Annotated in this window: 17 protein-coding genes; 10 read left to right on the top strand and 7 right to left on the bottom strand. The window is 71.3% G+C overall.

Annotated elements, in window-relative coordinates; translation table 11 throughout:
* Positions 1-9: 9 nt before the first annotated feature.
* Together uvrB and ACNYS0_RS30260 are read right to left on the bottom strand one after the other, a co-directional pair.
* The gene (gene uvrB, locus ACNYS0_RS30265; protein ID WP_422406654.1) at positions 10-2,151 is read right to left on the bottom strand and encodes an excinuclease ABC subunit UvrB; all 2,142 of its coding nucleotides are present in this window, start codon (positions 2,149-2,151) and stop codon (positions 10-12) included.
* 74 nt (positions 2,152-2,225) lie between these two features.
* The gene (locus tag ACNYS0_RS30260; RefSeq protein WP_422477993.1) at positions 2,226-3,068 is read right to left on the bottom strand and encodes an MHYT domain-containing protein; all 843 of its coding nucleotides are present in this window, start codon (positions 3,066-3,068) and stop codon (positions 2,226-2,228) included.
* Between the two features lie 269 nt (positions 3,069-3,337).
* On the opposite strand from ACNYS0_RS30260, the gene ACNYS0_RS30255 reads away from it, so the two are divergent.
* From ACNYS0_RS30255 to ACNYS0_RS30245, 3 genes are all read left to right on the top strand, one after another.
* Positions 3,338-4,213, top strand: a complete 876-nt coding sequence (locus tag ACNYS0_RS30255; RefSeq protein WP_422477991.1) for a glycerophosphodiester phosphodiesterase — start codon at positions 3,338-3,340, stop codon at positions 4,211-4,213.
* 41 nt (positions 4,214-4,254) lie between these two features.
* On the top strand, positions 4,255-4,827 hold the full coding sequence (locus tag ACNYS0_RS30250; RefSeq protein ID WP_422477989.1) for a methylated-DNA--[protein]-cysteine S-methyltransferase: 573 nt from the start codon (positions 4,255-4,257) through the stop codon (positions 4,825-4,827).
* 191 nt (positions 4,828-5,018) lie between these two features.
* Entirely contained in the window at positions 5,019-6,248 is a 1,230-nt protein-coding gene (locus ACNYS0_RS30245; RefSeq protein ID WP_422482814.1) for an MFS transporter, read from the top strand.
* A 24-nt stretch (positions 6,249-6,272) separates the two neighbouring features.
* Here ACNYS0_RS30245 and ACNYS0_RS30240 read toward each other — a convergent pair whose 3' ends face one another.
* Complete coding sequence (locus ACNYS0_RS30240; RefSeq protein WP_422477987.1) at positions 6,273-6,647, bottom strand: cupin domain-containing protein; 375 nt, start codon at positions 6,645-6,647, stop codon at positions 6,273-6,275.
* Between the two features lie 207 nt (positions 6,648-6,854).
* On the opposite strand from ACNYS0_RS30240, the gene fdhA reads away from it, so the two are divergent.
* A complete protein-coding gene (gene fdhA, locus ACNYS0_RS30235) occupies positions 6,855-8,081 on the top strand; it encodes a formaldehyde dehydrogenase, glutathione-independent (protein WP_422477985.1) in 1,227 nt (408 codons plus the stop codon).
* Between the two features lie 111 nt (positions 8,082-8,192).
* On the opposite strand, the gene ACNYS0_RS30230 is transcribed toward fdhA, so the two are convergent.
* Positions 8,193-8,990, bottom strand: coding sequence for a methyltransferase domain-containing protein (locus ACNYS0_RS30230; RefSeq protein WP_422477983.1), 798 nt, complete (start codon positions 8,988-8,990; stop codon positions 8,193-8,195).
* 162 nt (positions 8,991-9,152) lie between these two features.
* Between ACNYS0_RS30230 and ACNYS0_RS30225 the strand changes: the two genes are divergently transcribed.
* Positions 9,153-10,280, top strand: coding sequence for a magnesium and cobalt transport protein CorA (locus ACNYS0_RS30225; protein ID WP_422477981.1), 1,128 nt, complete (start codon positions 9,153-9,155; stop codon positions 10,278-10,280).
* Positions 10,281-10,293: 13 nt separating this feature from the next.
* On the opposite strand, the gene ACNYS0_RS30220 is transcribed toward ACNYS0_RS30225, so the two are convergent.
* Complete coding sequence (locus ACNYS0_RS30220) at positions 10,294-10,926, bottom strand: nucleoside/nucleotide kinase family protein (RefSeq protein ID WP_422477979.1); 633 nt, start codon at positions 10,924-10,926, stop codon at positions 10,294-10,296.
* A 236-nt stretch (positions 10,927-11,162) separates the two neighbouring features.
* On the opposite strand from ACNYS0_RS30220, the gene ACNYS0_RS30215 reads away from it, so the two are divergent.
* The 3 genes from ACNYS0_RS30215 to ACNYS0_RS30205 all read left to right on the top strand — a co-directional run bounded on the left by ACNYS0_RS30215 (position 11,163) and on the right by ACNYS0_RS30205 (position 13,989).
* On the top strand, positions 11,163-11,828 hold the full coding sequence (locus tag ACNYS0_RS30215; protein ID WP_422482813.1) for a DUF2293 domain-containing protein: 666 nt from the start codon (positions 11,163-11,165) through the stop codon (positions 11,826-11,828).
* A gap of 62 nt (positions 11,829-11,890) precedes the next feature.
* Positions 11,891-12,376 carry an anthrone oxygenase family protein gene (locus ACNYS0_RS30210; protein ID WP_422477977.1) on the top strand — a complete coding sequence of 162 codons (486 nt, stop codon included), beginning with the start codon at positions 11,891-11,893 and terminating at the stop codon, positions 12,374-12,376.
* Between the two features lie 83 nt (positions 12,377-12,459).
* Positions 12,460-13,989, top strand: a complete 1,530-nt coding sequence (locus tag ACNYS0_RS30205) for a glutamate synthase subunit beta (RefSeq protein ID WP_422477975.1) — start codon at positions 12,460-12,462, stop codon at positions 13,987-13,989.
* A 36-nt stretch (positions 13,990-14,025) separates the two neighbouring features.
* Here ACNYS0_RS30205 and ACNYS0_RS30200 read toward each other — a convergent pair whose 3' ends face one another.
* Together ACNYS0_RS30200 and ACNYS0_RS30195 are read right to left on the bottom strand one after the other, a co-directional pair.
* Positions 14,026-14,298 (bottom strand): DUF397 domain-containing protein, encoded by a 273-nt coding sequence (locus tag ACNYS0_RS30200; RefSeq protein ID WP_385765527.1) that lies wholly within the window; start codon positions 14,296-14,298, stop codon positions 14,026-14,028.
* Complete coding sequence (locus tag ACNYS0_RS30195) at positions 14,299-15,168, bottom strand: helix-turn-helix domain-containing protein (protein ID WP_422477973.1); 870 nt, start codon at positions 15,166-15,168, stop codon at positions 14,299-14,301. It lies immediately after the preceding gene.
* 379 nt (positions 15,169-15,547) lie between these two features.
* Between ACNYS0_RS30195 and ACNYS0_RS30190 the strand changes: the two genes are divergently transcribed.
* A complete protein-coding gene (locus ACNYS0_RS30190) occupies positions 15,548-15,946 on the top strand; it encodes an ATP-binding protein (RefSeq protein ID WP_422406667.1) in 399 nt (132 codons plus the stop codon).
* Positions 15,947-16,004: 58 nt separating this feature from the next.
* Positions 16,005-16,478 (top strand): hypothetical protein, encoded by a 474-nt coding sequence (locus ACNYS0_RS30185; RefSeq protein ID WP_422477971.1) that lies wholly within the window; start codon positions 16,005-16,007, stop codon positions 16,476-16,478.
* Positions 16,479-16,496: the final 18 nt, after the last annotated feature.

Raw genomic sequence — 16,496 nt, 5'->3', positions numbered from 1 at the left:
CGTGGCAGGTCAGGCGATGCCTGCCTCCTTCATCTGCCGCAGTTCCTTCTTCATCTCCGACACCTCGTCGCGCAGCCGTGCCGCGACCTCGAACTGAAGGTCCGCGGCGGCCGCCCGCATCCGCTCGGTCAGCTCCTCGATCTGGCCGGACAGCTCGGCCGCGGGACGGTCGGTGGGAACCGTCTCCTCCGCCTTGCCGCGCTTCTTCCTGGCCGGTGCCTTGTCCGCCTTCCCGGCCGAGGGAACGGGGGCCTTGGCCCCCTTTCCGTCCTTGCCGCCCTTGCGGTAGCCGGTGCCGAGCAGGTCCTCCGTGTCGACGTCCTCACGCGCGATGGACGCCACGATGTCGTTGATCTTCTTCCGGAGGGGCTGGGGGTCGATCCCGTTCGCCTCGTTGTACGCGACCTGCTTCTCCCGGCGGCGGTTGGTCTCGTCGATGGCCTTCTCCATCGCCGGGGTGATCTTGTCCGCGTACATATGGACCTGCCCCGACACGTTTCGTGCCGCACGGCCGATCGTCTGGATCAGCGAAGTACCGGAGCGCAGGAAGCCCTCCTTGTCGGCGTCGAGGATCGCGACCAGGGAGACCTCGGGCAGGTCGAGGCCCTCACGGAGCAGGTTGATGCCGACCAGCACGTCGAACTCGCCCGCGCGCAGCTCGCGCAGCAGCTCGACGCGGCGCAGGGTGTCGACGTCGCTGTGCAGATAGCGGACCTGGATGCCGAGCTCGACGAAGTAGTCCGTGAGGTCCTCGGCCATCTTCTTGGTCAGCGTGGTGACCAGGACGCGCTCGTCCTTCTCCGTGCGCGTGCGGATCTCGTGCACCAGGTCGTCGATCTGTCCCTCGGTGGGCTTCACGACGACCTCGGGGTCGACGAGGCCCGTGGGGCGGATGATCTGCTCGACGTGACCGTCCGCGCGGGAGAGCTCGTAGTTGCCGGGAGTCGCCGACAGATAGACGGTCTGGCCGATGCGCTCCTGGAACTCCTCCCACTTGAGCGGGCGGTTGTCCAGCGCGGACGGCAGCCGGAAGCCGTGGTCCACGAGGGTGCGCTTGCGGGAGGCGTCGCCCTCGTACATGGCGCCGATCTGCGGCACGGTGACGTGCGACTCGTCGATCACCAGCAGGAAGTCGTCCGGGAAGTAGTCGAGCAGCGTGTTCGGCGGGGAGCCGGGCTCGCGGCCGTCGAAGTGCATCGAGTAGTTCTCCACGCCGGAGCAGGAGCCGATCTGGCGGAGCATCTCGAGGTCGTACGTGGTGCGCATGCGAAGGCGCTGGGCCTCCAGCATCTTGCCCTGCTTCTCCAGCTCGGCGAGCCGCTCCTCCAGCTCCTTCTCGATGTCGTTGGCCGCGCGCTCCAGGCGCTCGGGGCCCGCCACGTAGTGGGTCGCCGGGAAGATGTACAGCGAGTCGTCGTCGCTGATGACCTCGCCGGTGAGGGGGTGGAGGGTGGAGAGCGACTCGATCTCGTCGCCGAACATCTCGATGCGGACCGCGAGCTCTTCGTAGACGGGGAAGATCTCGATGGTGTCGCCGCGCACCCGGAAGGTGCCGCGCTGGAACGCCACGTCGTTGCGCGTGTACTGGATGTCCACGAAGCGGCGCAGCAGGTCGTCCCTGTCGATCTCGTCCCCGACCTTCAGTGGGACCATGCGGTCCACGTACTCCTGCGGGGTGCCGAGGCCGTAGATGCAGGAGACGGAGGCGACCACGACGACGTCCCTGCGGGTCAGCAGCGAGTTCGTCGCGGAGTGGCGCAGGCGCTCCACCTCCTCGTTGATCGAGGAGTCCTTCTCGATGTACGTGTCCGACTGCGGAACGTACGCCTCGGGTTGGTAGTAGTCGTAGTACGAGACGAAGTACTCGACCGCGTTGTTCGGCAGCAGCTCGCGGAACTCGTTGGCCAGCTGGGCGGCCAGCGTCTTGTTCGGCGCCATCACGAGCGTGGGGCGCTGGAGCTTTTCGATCATCCACGCGGTGGTGGCGGACTTGCCGGTGCCGGTCGCGCCGAGCAGGACGACGTCCTTCTCGCCGCCCGACACGCGCTTCTCCAGCTCGGCGATGGCCGCGGGCTGGTCACCGCTGGGCTGGTACGGGCTGACGACCTCGAAAGGCGCCACCGTGCGTTCGATCTTGGATACGGGCCGCATGGAATCAACCGTACGACCCACCACTGACAACCGGGCCCGAACCGCTGTCGGGCCCGGCCTTCAGGGGCTCCGGGTCACTGGTCCTGCGGCGTGCGCGAGGCGGGGCGGCCCAGGGGGCGGCGCGGCCGCGTGACGGCCGGCGCGGGGGCGCCGGGCCGGGCCTGCGCCGCTCGGCCGGCGGACCGGCCCGTGACCAGCATCGGGTCGAAGACGACGACCGCCCCGGCCAGCAGCAGGAAGCTCAGCGGGCCGATCAGCATGGGCCCGAGGATGGCGGCGGCCGAGTCCCCTCCGAGGGAACCCGCGGGATCGGTGTGCGCGTGGACGCTGACCCCCGCCATCGCCATGTAGTGCATCCCGGACACGGCGAGCCCCATGATCAGGCTCGCGACGATGCTCCACATGATGCCCCGTACCTGGACGGCCGCCCACAGGGCGGCGGTCGCCGCCGCCATGGCGATGGCCACGGAGGCGACCACGGTGAACGTGTTGTAACTGATCGTCCCGTGAAGGCGCATACCGGCCATTCCGAGGTAGTGCATCGTTGCCACCCCGAGGCCCGTGATGGTGCCCCCGGTGAAGAGGGCGGGGCCGGTCGCGCCCTTGTAGCCGACGATGAAGACGCCGATGCCGACCATGAGGACGGCCACGCCGAGGCTCGCGAACGTGGTCAGAGGGTCGTAGCGGATCGCCATGCCCTTCACGCTGAAGCCCATCATCGCGATGAAGTGCATGGTCCAGATCCCGGAGCCGATCGCCGCCGAGCCCAGCGCGAGCCATCCCGCCCGCCAGCTGCTGGCTACCAGCAGGGATCTGGTGGTGCAGCGCAGTCCCAGGGCGCCACCGAGGCAGGCCATGAGATACGCCACCACGGGGGTGACGAGCCCGTAACTGAAGCCGTCGACCGAACCCTGCATGCGTGACAGCCCTTCCGACTGGATTTCCGTGAGATGTGCAGCTCGTCCCTTCGCGCGCGGCGGCCGAGGCGGCCGCGGGTGAGGCAGAGATTAAAGCGCACACGGGAACGTCCGAACGATTTTCCGGCAAAGAATCCGAGGCGCGACACGGGGGTCGACAGCAGTTGAGTGACTCCATTCAACTCGTGACCATCCTGCGCCTACTTTTCGTTCGCTCTCAGCTGTCAATCTCGTACAGTCCGTGATCCCACGACGTATGAGGAGCACATGTGCACGCACGAGCAGCAGCCGCTCTGACCTCAGTGGCGGGCTCCGTCGTCATCGGTGTCCTGGTCCTGCCCACCGCCGCACAAGCCGCCCCCCAACACAACAAAACCGTGGTCGTCGCCCACCGCGGTGCCTCCGCCTACGCGCCCGAGAACACCCTGGCGGCCATCGACAGGGCGCACGCCCTGGGAGTCACCTGGGTCGAGAACGACGTGCAGCGCACCAAGGACGGTGTCCTGGTCGTCCTCCACGACACCACGCTGGCCCGCACCACCAACGTCGAGCAGGTCTATCCGGACCGCTCGCCGTGGAACGTGTCGGACTTCACCTCGGGCGAGATCGCCAAGCTGGACGCCGGGAGCTGGAAGGGCGTCCAGTACACGGGCACCCGGATCCCGACGCTCCACGAGTACCTGCGGCGCGTCGACCGAAACGACCAGAAGCTGCTCATGGAGATCAAGTCGCCCGAGCTGTACCCGGGCATCGAGGACCAGATCCTGCACCTGCTGCGCAGGGACGGCTGGCTGGACTCCTGGGACGTCAAGCACCGGCTGATCATCCAGAGCTTCAACGCGGACAGCGTGCGGACCGTGCACGCCCGGCGCCCGGACATCAAGACGGGCTTCCTCGGCACACCCGCCGTCTCCGAGCTGCCCTCGTACGCGAAGTTCGCCGACCAGATCAATCCGTCGCACACGACGATCTCGGCGGACTACGTCAAGGCCGTGCACAAGCTCAAGGGCCCGCACGGCAAGCCGCTCGAGTCCTACACCTGGACCGTCAACGACGCGAAGACCGCGCAGAAGGTCGTCGGCTACGGCGTCGACGGGATCATCAGCAACGCCCCTGACGTGGTGCGAGCCGCCGTCGGCGGCTGACCCGCCCGGCGTTGTCAGTGCCCGGCCGTACCGTGGTCGGCATGAACGCCACTGGACCAAGCGAGACCGCTCCCGCCGCGCCGCGGCAGGCAGTGTGGGCCGTCGTGCGCAGTGACATCGGCCCGCTGCTGCTCGCCGCGACGGACGCCGGTCTGGTGAACGTGGTCTTCCACGCCACCGACGCGGTGCGGGACAAGGCTCTCGACCGGCTCGGCTCCCGGCTCGGGGTCGAGCCCGTCGAGGCGCCCGACTCCCCGCTGCTCGCCGAGGCGATACGGCAGCTCGCCGAGTACTTCGCCGGGCGGCGGCGCGAGTTCGACGTGCCGCTCGACTGGTCACTGATCACCGGCTTCAACCGCGAGGTGCTGCGCGAGCTGTTCGCCGGAGTGCCGTTCGGGGCGGTCGTCGGGTACGGGGATCTGGCCCACCGGGTCGGACAGCCGGGCGCCGCGCAGGCCGTGGGCCTCGCCATGGGGTCGAATCCGCTGCCGGTCGTGGTGCCGTGCCACCGGGTCGTGGAGCGCGACGGCGGGACCGGCGGCTTCGGGGGCGGGCTCGAGACGAAGCGACAGTTGCTCGCGCTCGAAGGGGTGTTGCCCGAGCCGTTGTTCTGAGACGGTCCTGGGGCGGGGCGGACGAGCGCGGTCCGCGGGGTTGACGGGGGCGGGGGTGTGCGTTGAGCACGGATGAGGGGCAACTGCGGCGACCGGAGGACGTACCCCCGGAGGACGGGCGTGCCGCCCCGGCCGGGCGGACCGCGGACGCCGAGCCGGGGACCGAGGCGCTTCAGCGGCGTACGCAGCGGGTGCTCGTCGCCTCGCAGATACTCGGCGGGCTCGGGACCGCCACCGGGATCGCGCTGGCGGCCGTGCTCGCCAAGAAGGTCAGCGGGGACGAGGCGCTCTCGGGCCTCGCGTCCACGGCGAGCGTCGCGGGGACCGCGGTGCTCTCGGTGCCGCTGGCCGCGCTGATGAACGCGCGTGGGCGGCGGGCCGGCCTCGTACTGGCCTATCTGATCGGCACGCTGGGCGCGGTGGTGACCGTGGTCGCCGCGGTGATCGGCACGTTCGGGCTGCTGCTCATCGGCCTGATGGGCTTCGGCGCGGCGTCCTCCGCCAACCTCCAGGCCCGGTACGCGGCCGCCGACCTGGCCGAGCCGGACCGGCGGGCCCGCGCCATCTCGACGGTCGTGTGGGCCACCACCATCGGCGCCGTGCTCGGGCCGAACATCGCGGCGCCCGCGGGCCGCAGCGTCTCCGGGCTCGGCATACCGGCGGAGGCCGGGCCGTTCGTGTGGGCCGCCGGGGTGTTCCTGATATCGGCGGTCGTGGTGCATCTGCTGCTGCGCCCCGACCCGCTGTTGACCGCGCGGTCCCTGGCTCCCGCGGAGGAGCAGTCGCCCGCCGCGCGCTCCATACGGGCGGGCTTCGCGGCGGTGTCCGCGTCGCCGCGCGCCCGGCTGGCGCTCGTCACGGTGGCGGTGTCGCACACGGCGATGGTGTCCGTCATGTCGATGACGCCGGTCGACCTCGAACACCACGGCGCGGGTATCGAGTTGATCGGGCTCGTGATCAGCGGGCACATCGCCGGGATGTACGCGTTCTCGCCGGTGATGGGCCGTCTCGCCGACAATTCCCCAAGCCCTCGGCTGCGCTCGCGCAGGGGATACCCCACTGGGCGGCTCACGGTGATCGGGCTCGCGGTGGGACTGCTGGCGTGCGCGGCGCTGCTCGCCGGGACCGCGGGCGGGCGCCACGGGCAGAGCGCGGCGGCCCTGTTCCTGCTCGGACTCGGCTGGTCGGCCGGGCTCGTCGCGGGCTCCGCGCTGCTCACCGACTCCGTGCCGCGGGCCGCCCGGGCCGCCGCGCAGGGGCTCTCCGATCTGACGACGAGCCTGTCGGCGGGGATCGGCGGCGCGACGGCCGGCATCGTGGTGGCGAGGGCGAGCTACGCGTGGCTGAACCTGGCCGCCGCGTGCCTGCTGCTCCCGCTCGGGGCGCTGGCGCTGTTCACGCGGCGGACCCAACACCCGTAGCGGAGGCGGGCGTTCGGGCGCGGCTCAGCCGAGGGTGATGTGGTACGCCTTGCGCAGGGTCTCGTGCACCGTCCAGGTCGTCCGGTCGCCCTCGCGCAGCACGGCGGCCGTGCCGGGAGCCAGTTCCAGGGTGTCGCCGCCCTCGACCACGACGGTGGCGCGGCCGCTGACGACCACGAACAGCTCGTTCGCCTCGGTGTCGGTGACCACGCCGGGCGTGATCTGCCAGATGCCGCGCAGCTGCTTGCCGTCGGCCGACTCCCACAGCACCTTGCCGGTCACCTCCGGGGTGCCGGAGACGATCTGTGCGGGGTCGAGCGGCTCGGGTTCGAGGTCCACGTCGGGGACGTGGACGGCGAAGGAGCCGGGGGAGCTTGCGGGTCGGTCGTTCGTGGTCATGGCCAGTCACCGTAGATGACCTGTGCCTCTCCTCTCACTGGACGGCCTGTGCCGTACGGGGCCCGCCGACTGGACGGCTCGTCGAGGCTTCAACGACTCCGGTCGGAAGGCTCCTCAGAACGCCGTTTCGGTAGCAGACTCCGCCGTGCGCACAGCCGGAGCATCCGCCGTAGACGAGTCACGGAGCCGAAGGGACGGCGATCAGGCATGAGCGGAAACAGGGCAGTCGCATATCTCAAGCCGGGCACGGTGGAGGTCAGGACCATCGAGCACCCGACCCTTGAGCTGAAGGACGGGCCCGGAGTGGCCCCGCAGAACGTGGGCAGGACCTGTCGGCACGGCGTGATCCTCAAGGTGCTCGCCACCAACATCTGCGGCAGCGACCAGCACATGGTGCGCGGCCGCACCACGGCACCCGAGGGTCTCGTCCTGGGTCACGAGATCACCGGCGAGATCGTGGAGAAGGGACCGGACGTCGAGTTCCTGGACGTCGGGGACATCGTCTCCGTGCCGTTCAACATCGCGTGCGGGCGCTGCCGCAACTGCAAGGAGCGCAAGACCGGCATCTGCCTGAACGTCAACCCGGCACGGCCAGGGGCGGCTTACGGCTATGTCGACATGGGTGGCTGGGTCGGCGGCCAGGCCGAGTACGCGATGATCCCCTACGCGGACTTCAACGCGCTGCGCTTCCCCGACGCCGACCAGGCGCGCGAGAAGCTCCTGGACCTGACCATGCTCTCCGACATCTTCCCGACCGGGTTCCACGGTGCGGTGACGGCGGGCACGAAGGTCGGTTCGACGGTGTACGTGGCCGGGGCGGGGCCCGTCGGCCTCGCGGCGGCGGCATCGGCGCACCTGCTGGGCGCGGCCGTGGTGATCGTCGGCGACCTGAACGCCGAACGGCTCGCGCAGGCACGGAGCTTCGGCTGCGAAACGGTCGACCTCACGCGCGGCACCGTGGAGGAGCAGGTCGCCGAGATCCTCGGGGTTCCCGAGGTGGACGCGGCCGTGGACGCGGTCGGCTTCGAGGCCCGCGCGCACGGCCCGGACGCGCCCGAGGCGCCGGCCACGGTCCTCAACTCGCTGATGGGGCTCACCGCTGCCGGTGGCGCGCTCGGCATCCCCGGCCTGTACGTCACCGACGATCCGGGCGGCGTCGACCAGGACGCGCGCACCGGGACGCTGAAGGTGCGGCTCGGTCTCGGCTGGGCGAAGAGTCACCGGTTCACGACGGGACAGTGCCCGGTGATGCAGTACAACCGGGGTCTGATGATGGCGATCCTGCACGAGCGCGTGCACATCGCGAAGGCCGTCAACGCGACCGTGATCGGCATCGAGGACGCGCCGCGCGGCTACGCGGAGTTCGACCAGGGCGCGAGCCGTAAGTACGTCCTCGACCCGCACGGCGCGCTGAGCGGCGTCCGCCCCGTCTGAGTCCGGCAGGGGGAAGTGGGCTCCACGCGCGCGTGGAGCCCACTTCCGAGGCACGACGCGCGGCCGACGGGATGGAGCCCCGCGACGCGGGGAACGTCGACCGCGATGCGCCTACTTCCGCCCCCACGCCGAGATCAGCGGCGCCGTCGCCAGGTCCATGGTCCCGTCGGCGACATTCGCCAGGTGCCGGTCGATCTCGTCGTCCGTCGCCAGGCCCGCCGTCACGAGCTGCGCGCGGATCTGCCCGACCGTCGCCGTCTCCAGCGCCGTGCAGGCAGGTGACGCCAGCGGGAAGTAGGCGTCCGCCTCGACCTGGCGCAGGCCCGCGGCCCGCAGCAGCCCGGGCAGCTTGCGGCCGTAGCCCAGGTCGGCACCGCGCTCCGCGAGCAGGGAACGGAAGCCGTGCCGCAGGCGGTTGGCCAGCTGCTGCGCGGGGCCCGTCTCGTCCGGGCAGAGCAGGGGCTGGAGCGCGGGGTCGGCGTCCTCGATGAGCAGCCGGCCCCCGGGGCGCAGCGCGCGGATCATCGACGCCAACGCCCGCTCCCGGTCCGGGACATGGACCAGGACGAGCCGCGCGTGCACCAGGTCGAAGCTCTCCGCGGGCGGCTCGTCGACGCCGATGTCGTGGCGCCGCACCTCCACGGGCGTGCGGGGCGTGGCGGTCTGCCAGGACGTGTCGATGTCGGTGGCGAGGACCCGGCCGGTCGGGCCGACCTTCCGCGCGAGCCACGAGACCACCGAGGTGCCACCGGCCCCGACCTCCCAGCAGCGCCAGCCGGATCCGATGCCGAGACGCTCGATGTGCCGGAACGTCGTGGGATCGAAGAGGACCGAGAAGGCGTCGAAGCGCTGCCCGGCCTCGGGCTGCTGGTTGTCGAGGAGGTACGCGTGCTCGCCTGATCGCATCATGAACCGATCATCCCAGCCCAATCGTTGGATACGGGACATTGCGCCAGCGGAGCGGAGCCTTCCGTTCCCACAGGGCTGGACACGCTGTCGGTGGCCGCTGGCAGACTGACCACCACGTCATCTTCGCGACGGAAAACGGACGGGAACCGGGAGGGGCAGAGCATGTCCATGGCGGGCAATCTGCGGAAGGTCGGCGGTCTGCGCAGGGTGGGCGGCCTGCGCAAGGTCGCGCGGCTCGCGCGGCGCACGCCCAAGGTCGACCTGAGTCACCCGGCGCGCTCCCCGCTGGGCTCCGCCGTGGTGAATTGCGTGACCTACCGGGAGGGTGTGCGCGAGTCGGGCGACAGCGATCTCGTCGAGTCGGTGCGTGCGGTGCGCAAGGCCGCGGACGGTTTCGTCTGGCTGGGGCTGCACGAGCCGTCGGAGGTGGAGTTCGCGGACATCGCCGAGCTGTTCGACCTGCACCCCCTGGCCGTCGAGGACGCGGTGCACGCGCACCAGCGGCCCAAGGTGGAGCGGTACGGGCAGACGCTCTTCGCGGTCCTGAAGACGGTCTGCTACGTCGACCACGCGGAGCTCACGGCGACCAGCGAGGTGGTGGACACCGGCGAGATCATGGTGTTCCTCGGCCAGGACTTCGTGATCACGGTGCGGCACGGTCGGCACGGCTCGCTCGGCCCCGTGCGCGAGCGGATCGAGGCGGACACGGAGCAGTTGGCCAAGGGCCCCGCGGCGGTGCTGCACGCGATCGCGGACAGCGTCGTCGACGACTATCTGACGGTGATCGACGAGGTCCAGGCCGACATCGACGAGGTCGAGGCCGACGTCTTCGCGGCGAACGGCGCGAAGGCCGACCCCGGCCGGATCTACCAACTCAAGCGCGAGCTGCTCGAGTTGAAGCGCGCCGTGGTCCCGCTGTCCCGGCCGATACAGGAGCTCTCGGGGCGCCCCTTCCCCGCCGTGCCGCCCGAGATACAGGCGTACTTCCGCGACGTGTCGGACCACTTGCTGCGGGCCGCCGAGCAGATAGCGTCCTTCGACGAACTGCTCAACTCGATCCTTCAGGCCCATCTGGCGCAGGTGACGGTCGCGCAGAACGAGGACATGCGCAAGATCACGGCGTGGGCCGCCATCGTGGCCGTGCCGACGATGGGCTGCGGCGTCTACGGCATGAACTTCAAGAACATGCCGGAGCTGGAGTGGCGGTTCGGCTATCCGCTGATGATGTCGGTGATAGCCGTGATCTGTTTCGTGGTCTACCGGGGGTTCAAGCGCAACGGCTGGCTGTGACCCGGGGAGCGACTCACCCGCTCCACGCCGGGTGGCGCGGGTCGTCCGCGCGGACGACGACGTCGGCGCTCGCCGCGGGCCCGGTCTCGCCGTCGTAGCGCTCGAAGGCCGGGAGCGTCCACTGCTCGGACTCGGGGGTGCGGCGCCGCAGCGCGCCCTGCGACAGGCTCACGTGCACGGTCAGATCGAAGGGGAACCAGTGGTGCAGGAGCAGCGGACCGTGCATCAGCAGCACTCCGCCGGGAGGGAGTTGGACGTAGCCGCTGCGGGTCGCGCGATCCGTGACCGGGTCCCAGAGGTCGGGCAGGACACGGCCCGTGCCGTCCGGTTCGAGCGGCCCGAACACCTCGCGCCACAGCGCGCCCGTGTCGAACCAGCCGCTGTAGTACGCCTCGACGTCCCGGTGCCCGTACTCGAACCGGAGCGAGGCCGGGCGCAGAAATCCCTCGGTGCCGACCGTGAGCGAAGACCGGCCGCGGGTGCGCAGGGCCTCGGAGACGAGCGCGGCCAGCTCGCCGGGGCGGGCGGCGGGCGCGCCGTCGAGGGCGACCTTCACCCACGGTCCGCCGTCCGCCGGCTTCAGGTCGAGCAGCCGCTCGGCGAGGGCCTCGCCGAGCCGTTCCCAGGTGATCGCTTCGAGTCGCACGCCCTCCATGATGCAGGGCACGCCCGGGCGGGCATCACGCTCGTATGACCAGAGCCTCCCCACCACGATCCGGAGCCGCCCAGCCGCAGACCGGAGCCGCCCAGCCGCAGACCGGAGCCGCCCAGCCGCAGACCGGAGACGCCCCACCGCAGACCGGAGCCGCGCGCAGCCCCCTCGTCTTCCAGCCGGTCAAGCGCAGGCGGTGCGGCGCCTGCCACCGGGGGCCGCTCGGGCTCCTGACCCTGGAGGACGGGCAGCCGCGCTGTCTGGACTGCGCCGATCTGGGGCACCTGCTGTTCCTGCCGCGCGGGGACACGGCGCTGACCCGCAGGGCACGCGAGGAGAGCGCGCTCTCGGCCGTCGTCGTGCGCTTCCACCGGCGGCGCGGGCGGTACGAGCGGCAGGGCGTGCTCGTCGAGGAGGCGGCGCTCGTACGGGCCGAGGCGCGCTGCCTGGCGGACGCGGAGGCGCGGGCCAGGCGGCGGGCACGGGACGCGGCGCGGCGGGCGGCGCAGGACGTGGTGTTCGTGACGGAGTTCGCGGCGCGGATCCTGCGGCTGTTCCCCGGCTGCCCTGCGGACCGGGCCGCGGCGATCGCCGCGCATGCCGGGGCGCGCGGCAGCGGGCGGGTGGGCCGCAGCGCGGCGGGGCGGGCGTTCTCGGAGGGCGCGGTCGCGGCCGCCGTGCGGGCCGCCGTGCGCCATGTGGACACGCCGTACGACCGGCTGCTGATGGAGGGCGTGCCCCGCAGGGAGGCCCGGGCGCGGGTGGCCGAGGCCGTGGCGGCGGTACTCGGCGAGTGGCAGAGCCCGGCTCCCGGCCCTTCCGTCACGCCCGCCCGGCCCCCCGCGCCCGCCGTACTCCACAGAAACACCACAACCGGCACCGTTCGCTCAATGTAATCGTGAAATCACTGTCCACAACCGACAAACTGCGGCATGATCCCCCTAGATAGGGGGGGCGCATGATCGAAGGTCCGTATTTCGCGCTGGTCGTGCTGGGGGCGGTCTGGTGCGGCGTGAGCGCAGGGGTGTTCCTCGCGTTCTCCACGTTCGTGATGCGCGGCCTCGGCGCGCTGCCGGCAGCGCAGGGGATCGCCGCGATGAACGCCATCAACGTCGCGGCCCTCACGCCGCCGTTCATGGTCGTCTTCCTCGGCGCGGCCGTGCTGTGCGCGGTGATCGCGGTCGTGACGTTCGTGCTCTGGCCCGATCCGGGCACCCTCGAACTGCTGCTCGGCTGCGCCCTGTACCTGGCAGGCTCCTTCGGCGTGACCGTCCTGGCGAACGTGCCGCGCAACGCGGCGCTCGCCGGCCTCTCCGGCGACGAGGAGTCCGAGAGCGGCGCCGCGCAGTGGCGGACGTATCTCGTCGAGTGGGTGCGGTGGAACCACGTACGGGCGGCGGCGGGCGTCGCCGCCTCCGCGCTGTTCGTGCTCGCCCTGACGTGAGCCGGGGCGGCCCGCGCCCACCCGACGTATCGTGACGAAAGGAACCACGGCACCGACAGAAGTCACGGCGTAGGGAGACGGCCATGGCCGACCCCAAGGGCTTCCTCACCACACCCCGGCAGGAGGCGCCGCGCCGACCCGCCGCGGAGCGGGTCCAGGACTGGGACGAGGTGTACGTCCCCGGCGGCCTGCTGCCGATCGTCGAGGCGCAGGCCGACCGCTGCATGGACTGCGGGATCCCGTTCTGCCACGAGGCGTGCCCGCTGGGGAATCTGATCCCCGAGTGGAACGACCTGGTCTCGCGGGACGACTGGCGGGCGGCGAGCGAGCGGCTGCACGCCACGAACAACTTCCCGGAGTTCACCGGCCGCCTGTGCCCGGCCCCCTGCGAGGCGGGCTGCGTCCTCGCCATCAACCAACCCGCCGTGACCATCAAGAACGTGGAAGTCGCCATCGCCGACCGGGCCTGGGACGAGAGCCTCGTGACCGCGCAGCCGCCCGAGCGGCACAGCGGGCGCACCGTCGCCGTCGTCGGCTCGGGCCCCGCAGGGCTCGCGGCCGCGCAGCAGCTGACCCGGGCCGGGCACACGGTCGCCGTGTACGAGCGGGACGACCGGCCGGGCGGACTGCTGCGCTACGGGATCCCCGCCTTCAAGATGGAGAAGCGTCAACTGGACCGAAGGCTCGACCAGTTGACCAAGGAGGGCGTGCGGTTCCGTACGTCGACGGAGATCGGCCGGGACCTCGAAGCCGCCGACCTGCGGTCCCGCTACGACGCCGTCGTGATCGCGACCGGCGCCACGGCCTGGCGCGAACTCGACGTACCAGGTCGAGAGTTGACCGGCGTCGAGCAGGCGATGGAGTACCTGCCGTGGGCCAACCGCACGTACGAGAACGCGAAGAGCACGCGGGGGGAGGCACTGGAGGAGACACCGGACCCGCCGAACTCACCGCTCAGCGCCACCGGAAAGCACGTCGTCATCGTCGGCGGCGGCGACACCGGCGCCGACTGCCTGGGCACGGCGGTGCGCGAACGGGCCGCGTCCGTCACACAGTTGGACATCTACGGCAGGCCGGGCGAGGCGCGCGACGAGGAGGCCGAGCCCTGGCCGACGTACCCGAAGCTGTACCGGCTCTCCGCCGCGCACGAGGAGGCCGACGAGCTGCGCACGGCTCCGGCGGCCGACGCGGACGCCCGGCTCTTCGCCGCCTCCACGCTGCGCTTCACCGGTGACGCGACGGGGCACGTACGGGAACTGCATCTCGTGGAGGTGGACGCGGCGCGCAGGCCGCTGCCGGGAACGGAGCGGACGCTGCCCGCCGATCTGGTACTGCTCGCGCTCGGCTTCCATGGGCCCGAGCATCAAGCGGACGGCCTCATCGAGCAGTTGGGGCTCGAACTGGACGAGCGGGGCCGGCTCGCCCGGGACGCCGCCTTCGCGACGGGTGTGCCGGGCGTGTTCGTCGCGGGGGACGCCGGGCGTGGCGCTTCGCTCGTGGTGTGGGCGATCGCCGAGGGAAGGGCGGCGGCCGCCGCGGTCGACCGCTGGCTGACGGGGCGGACACGACTGCCGGAGCCGATCGGGGCGCACGACCGCCCGATGACCGTCTGAGCGGACCGCCCACCGAAGCGGCCGGCCCGCGGTGTGTCACGACAGCAGAAAGTCCGCGGCCCCCGCCTTCGCTCCCTCGATGAACGCGGTGATCTCACCGATGGTGTAGATCAGCGCGGGCCCGTCCGGGTCCGACGACTGACGTACGGCGACGCGCCCGTCGGCGAGCTTCATGGCTTCGAGGCAGTTGCCCCCGTTGCCACCGCTCCAGGGCTTGTGCCAGCCCTCACTGCCGAGTTCGCGCGCGGGCATGCCGTTGTAGATCGGCTCGCCGTCGACGCCTCGTATTCGGTCCTTGATCGAGTCCATTCACAGCTCCTTGCGGAGATCACGGAGAATCTCCTTTGTGCGTTGCGCCGTCGCGGCATGCGCCGCCATGCGGTCCATGACTTCGAGGTGGGTGGCCACCTCGGGGCGCGCGTCGAGATAGACCGCACCTGTCAGGTACTCGCTGTAGACCATGTCCGGCAGTTCTGACATGGCAAATCGGAACAGGACGAAGGGCCCGTACGTGCCCGGGTGCGGGCCCGCGGCGAACTCCGCGACCTGAAGCGTCACGTTCGGCAGCTCCATCGCCTCGAGCAGCCGGTCGATCTGGGCGCGCATCACGTCCGCGTCGCCGACCGGGCGGCGCAGGGCGGTCTCGTCCATCACGACCCACAGGCGGGGCGCGTCCTCGCGGGTGAGCAGGTTCTGGCGCTGGAGGCGCAGGGCCACGTGCCGCTCGACCACATCGGGGTCCTCGGCGACCGCCCGCCCTATGGCGCCGGATTCCAGCACCCCGCGCGCGTAGTCCTCGGTCTGGAGCAGGCCGGGCACGAAGTGCGGGTCGTAGGACCGGATGAGCCGGGCCGCGCCCTCCAGGCTCACGTACATGGAGAACCAGCCGGGCAGGATGTCGTGGTACCGCTGCCACCAGCCCGGCCTGTTCGCCTCCTCCGCGAGCTGCACGAAGGAGGCGGCCTCGTCGTCGGCGACGCCGTAGGCCTTCAGGAGCAGCTGGACGTACGGGATGCGCAGCGAGACCTCGGCGGTCTCCATGCGGCGGATCGTCGCGGCGGTCACGCGGAGTACTTTCGCGGCCTCCTCGCGCTTGAGCCCGGCACCCTCGCGAAGGTCCTGAAGGCGGCGCCCGAGAACGACCTGGCCGACCGTCGGCGCGGACCGGGGTTCGCTCACGCCCCCTACCTCCCAGTAGTCCCGATGTCTGAATCCCGCCACTTCGCGCCGCGGAAAAAGACCCGAAAGACGTCCCTCACCGGCCGTTTCCTGCGGTTCGACCCCGATTGAGGCCGCGTGGCGCGCTGCTGCGAGCAGTCTGCCATGCCCGCTCCACACGGCATACGCCACTCTGCACTTTTCAGAGTGGCCCTTGCCAAGTGTTCATGGCGGGGAGATAGTGGCAAGCGTGACTCCGTCTGCGCCTTTAGGAACAGAAGCCGGCGAAACTACGCTCGGTGACCGTTCGGGTACCCCGGCAGGGGCTCTCCCGTCGGCTGCCCGTCGCAGCAGTTTCGAACTGGCTCCCCACCCGGGCTCCGCCGCTCAGGCCCGGCGCGTGACGCGCACCCACCTCAGTGCGTGGGGCGCGTGCGAGGACACCTGCGACGCGGCGGCCCTCGTCGTGTCCGAACTGGTCACGAACGCGATCGTGCACACCGCGAGCCGGCGCATCCACTGCGAACTGCGCGAGCTGCGCGACGACGCCGGTGACCGCCTGCGCATAGCGGTCAGGGACGAGGGCTGCATCCCGGGCGACGCGCGCACCGGCCGTGTCGCGCCCGAGGAGGAGCACGGCAGGGGGCTCCTCCTCGTGGCCGCGGTCGCCACGGCGTGGGGCGCCCAGGAGACCGGGCCCGGCCTCCTGGTCTGGGCCGAACTGCCGCACGACGACCGGGAGCCGCAGCCGCCGGGCCCGGTGCCCGGCGCGTCGGACGGCGCCGGATGGGCCTGGTGAACGTCCGCTCCTGCCGGACGGCGGGCGGAGGAACGACGAACGTGCGAAACGGGATCGGATGGGCGTGGTGACAACGGGCAAGCGGACGATGCACTTGAACTCGCTGGCCGGACTGGCCCGGAGGCGTCGCCCCCGGTATCCGGAGCACGCGGACGCGCGTCCCGGCCGCACCTGGCCCGTGCGGCTCAGCGTGCCCGCGGGCATGACCGCGCCGCTCGGCTGCGACGCCGTCGCGGTGCCCGAGGAATTCGGCCGGGCGATGGCGAAGCGGCTGCCGCGCATGGGCTGTGTGTACGCGGACGGGGCGCACTGGTGGTGGCTCGTGCCCTCGGACTCCGATGTGTCCCTGGAGTGGCCCGCGCCCGCGGCCTACACGGCGGGCGCCCTGGTGCGCGACGCGCCGCGGGCCCCGTCCCTGGTGCACTGTCCGGAGGGTTCGGTGCCGTACACGCCGCCGATTCCGCTGTATCTCGCGCTGTGCCGGGTCACGGGGACCACGCCGGTGTGGTCGCGCTCGGTCGGCGCTTCGTAGTTCCTGGCGCCGCTGCGG

Source organism: Streptomyces anthophorae (assembly GCF_049310305.1).
Lineage (GTDB): Bacteria > Actinomycetota > Actinomycetes > Streptomycetales > Streptomycetaceae > Streptomyces.
This window is presented reverse-complemented; position numbering and strand designations above follow the sequence as displayed.

What these genes read in the sequence shown, in the direction of transcription:
- uvrB (WP_422406654.1), bottom strand. Translation starts at nt 2,151, where the DNA reads ATGCGGCCCGTATCCAAGATCGAACGCACGGTGGCGCCTTTCGAGGTC.
- ACNYS0_RS30260 (WP_422477993.1), bottom strand. Translation starts at nt 3,068, where the DNA reads ATGCAGGGTTCGGTCGACGGCTTCAGTTACGGGCTCGTCACCCCCGTG.
- ACNYS0_RS30250 (WP_422477989.1), top strand. Translation starts at nt 4,255, where the DNA reads ATGAACGCCACTGGACCAAGCGAGACCGCTCCCGCCGCGCCGCGGCAG.
- ACNYS0_RS30240 (WP_422477987.1), bottom strand. Translation starts at nt 6,647, where the DNA reads ATGACCACGAACGACCGACCCGCAAGCTCCCCCGGCTCCTTCGCCGTC.
- fdhA (WP_422477985.1), top strand. Translation starts at nt 6,855, where the DNA reads ATGAGCGGAAACAGGGCAGTCGCATATCTCAAGCCGGGCACGGTGGAG.
- ACNYS0_RS30230 (WP_422477983.1), bottom strand. Translation starts at nt 8,990, where the DNA reads ATGATGCGATCAGGCGAGCACGCGTACCTCCTCGACAACCAGCAGCCC.
- ACNYS0_RS30225 (WP_422477981.1), top strand. Translation starts at nt 9,153, where the DNA reads ATGTCCATGGCGGGCAATCTGCGGAAGGTCGGCGGTCTGCGCAGGGTG.
- ACNYS0_RS30210 (WP_422477977.1), top strand. Translation starts at nt 11,891, where the DNA reads ATGATCGAAGGTCCGTATTTCGCGCTGGTCGTGCTGGGGGCGGTCTGG.
- ACNYS0_RS30205 (WP_422477975.1), top strand. Translation starts at nt 12,460, where the DNA reads ATGGCCGACCCCAAGGGCTTCCTCACCACACCCCGGCAGGAGGCGCCG.
- ACNYS0_RS30200 (WP_385765527.1), bottom strand. Translation starts at nt 14,298, where the DNA reads ATGGACTCGATCAAGGACCGAATACGAGGCGTCGACGGCGAGCCGATC.
- ACNYS0_RS30185 (WP_422477971.1), top strand. Translation starts at nt 16,005, where the DNA reads ATGGGCGTGGTGACAACGGGCAAGCGGACGATGCACTTGAACTCGCTG.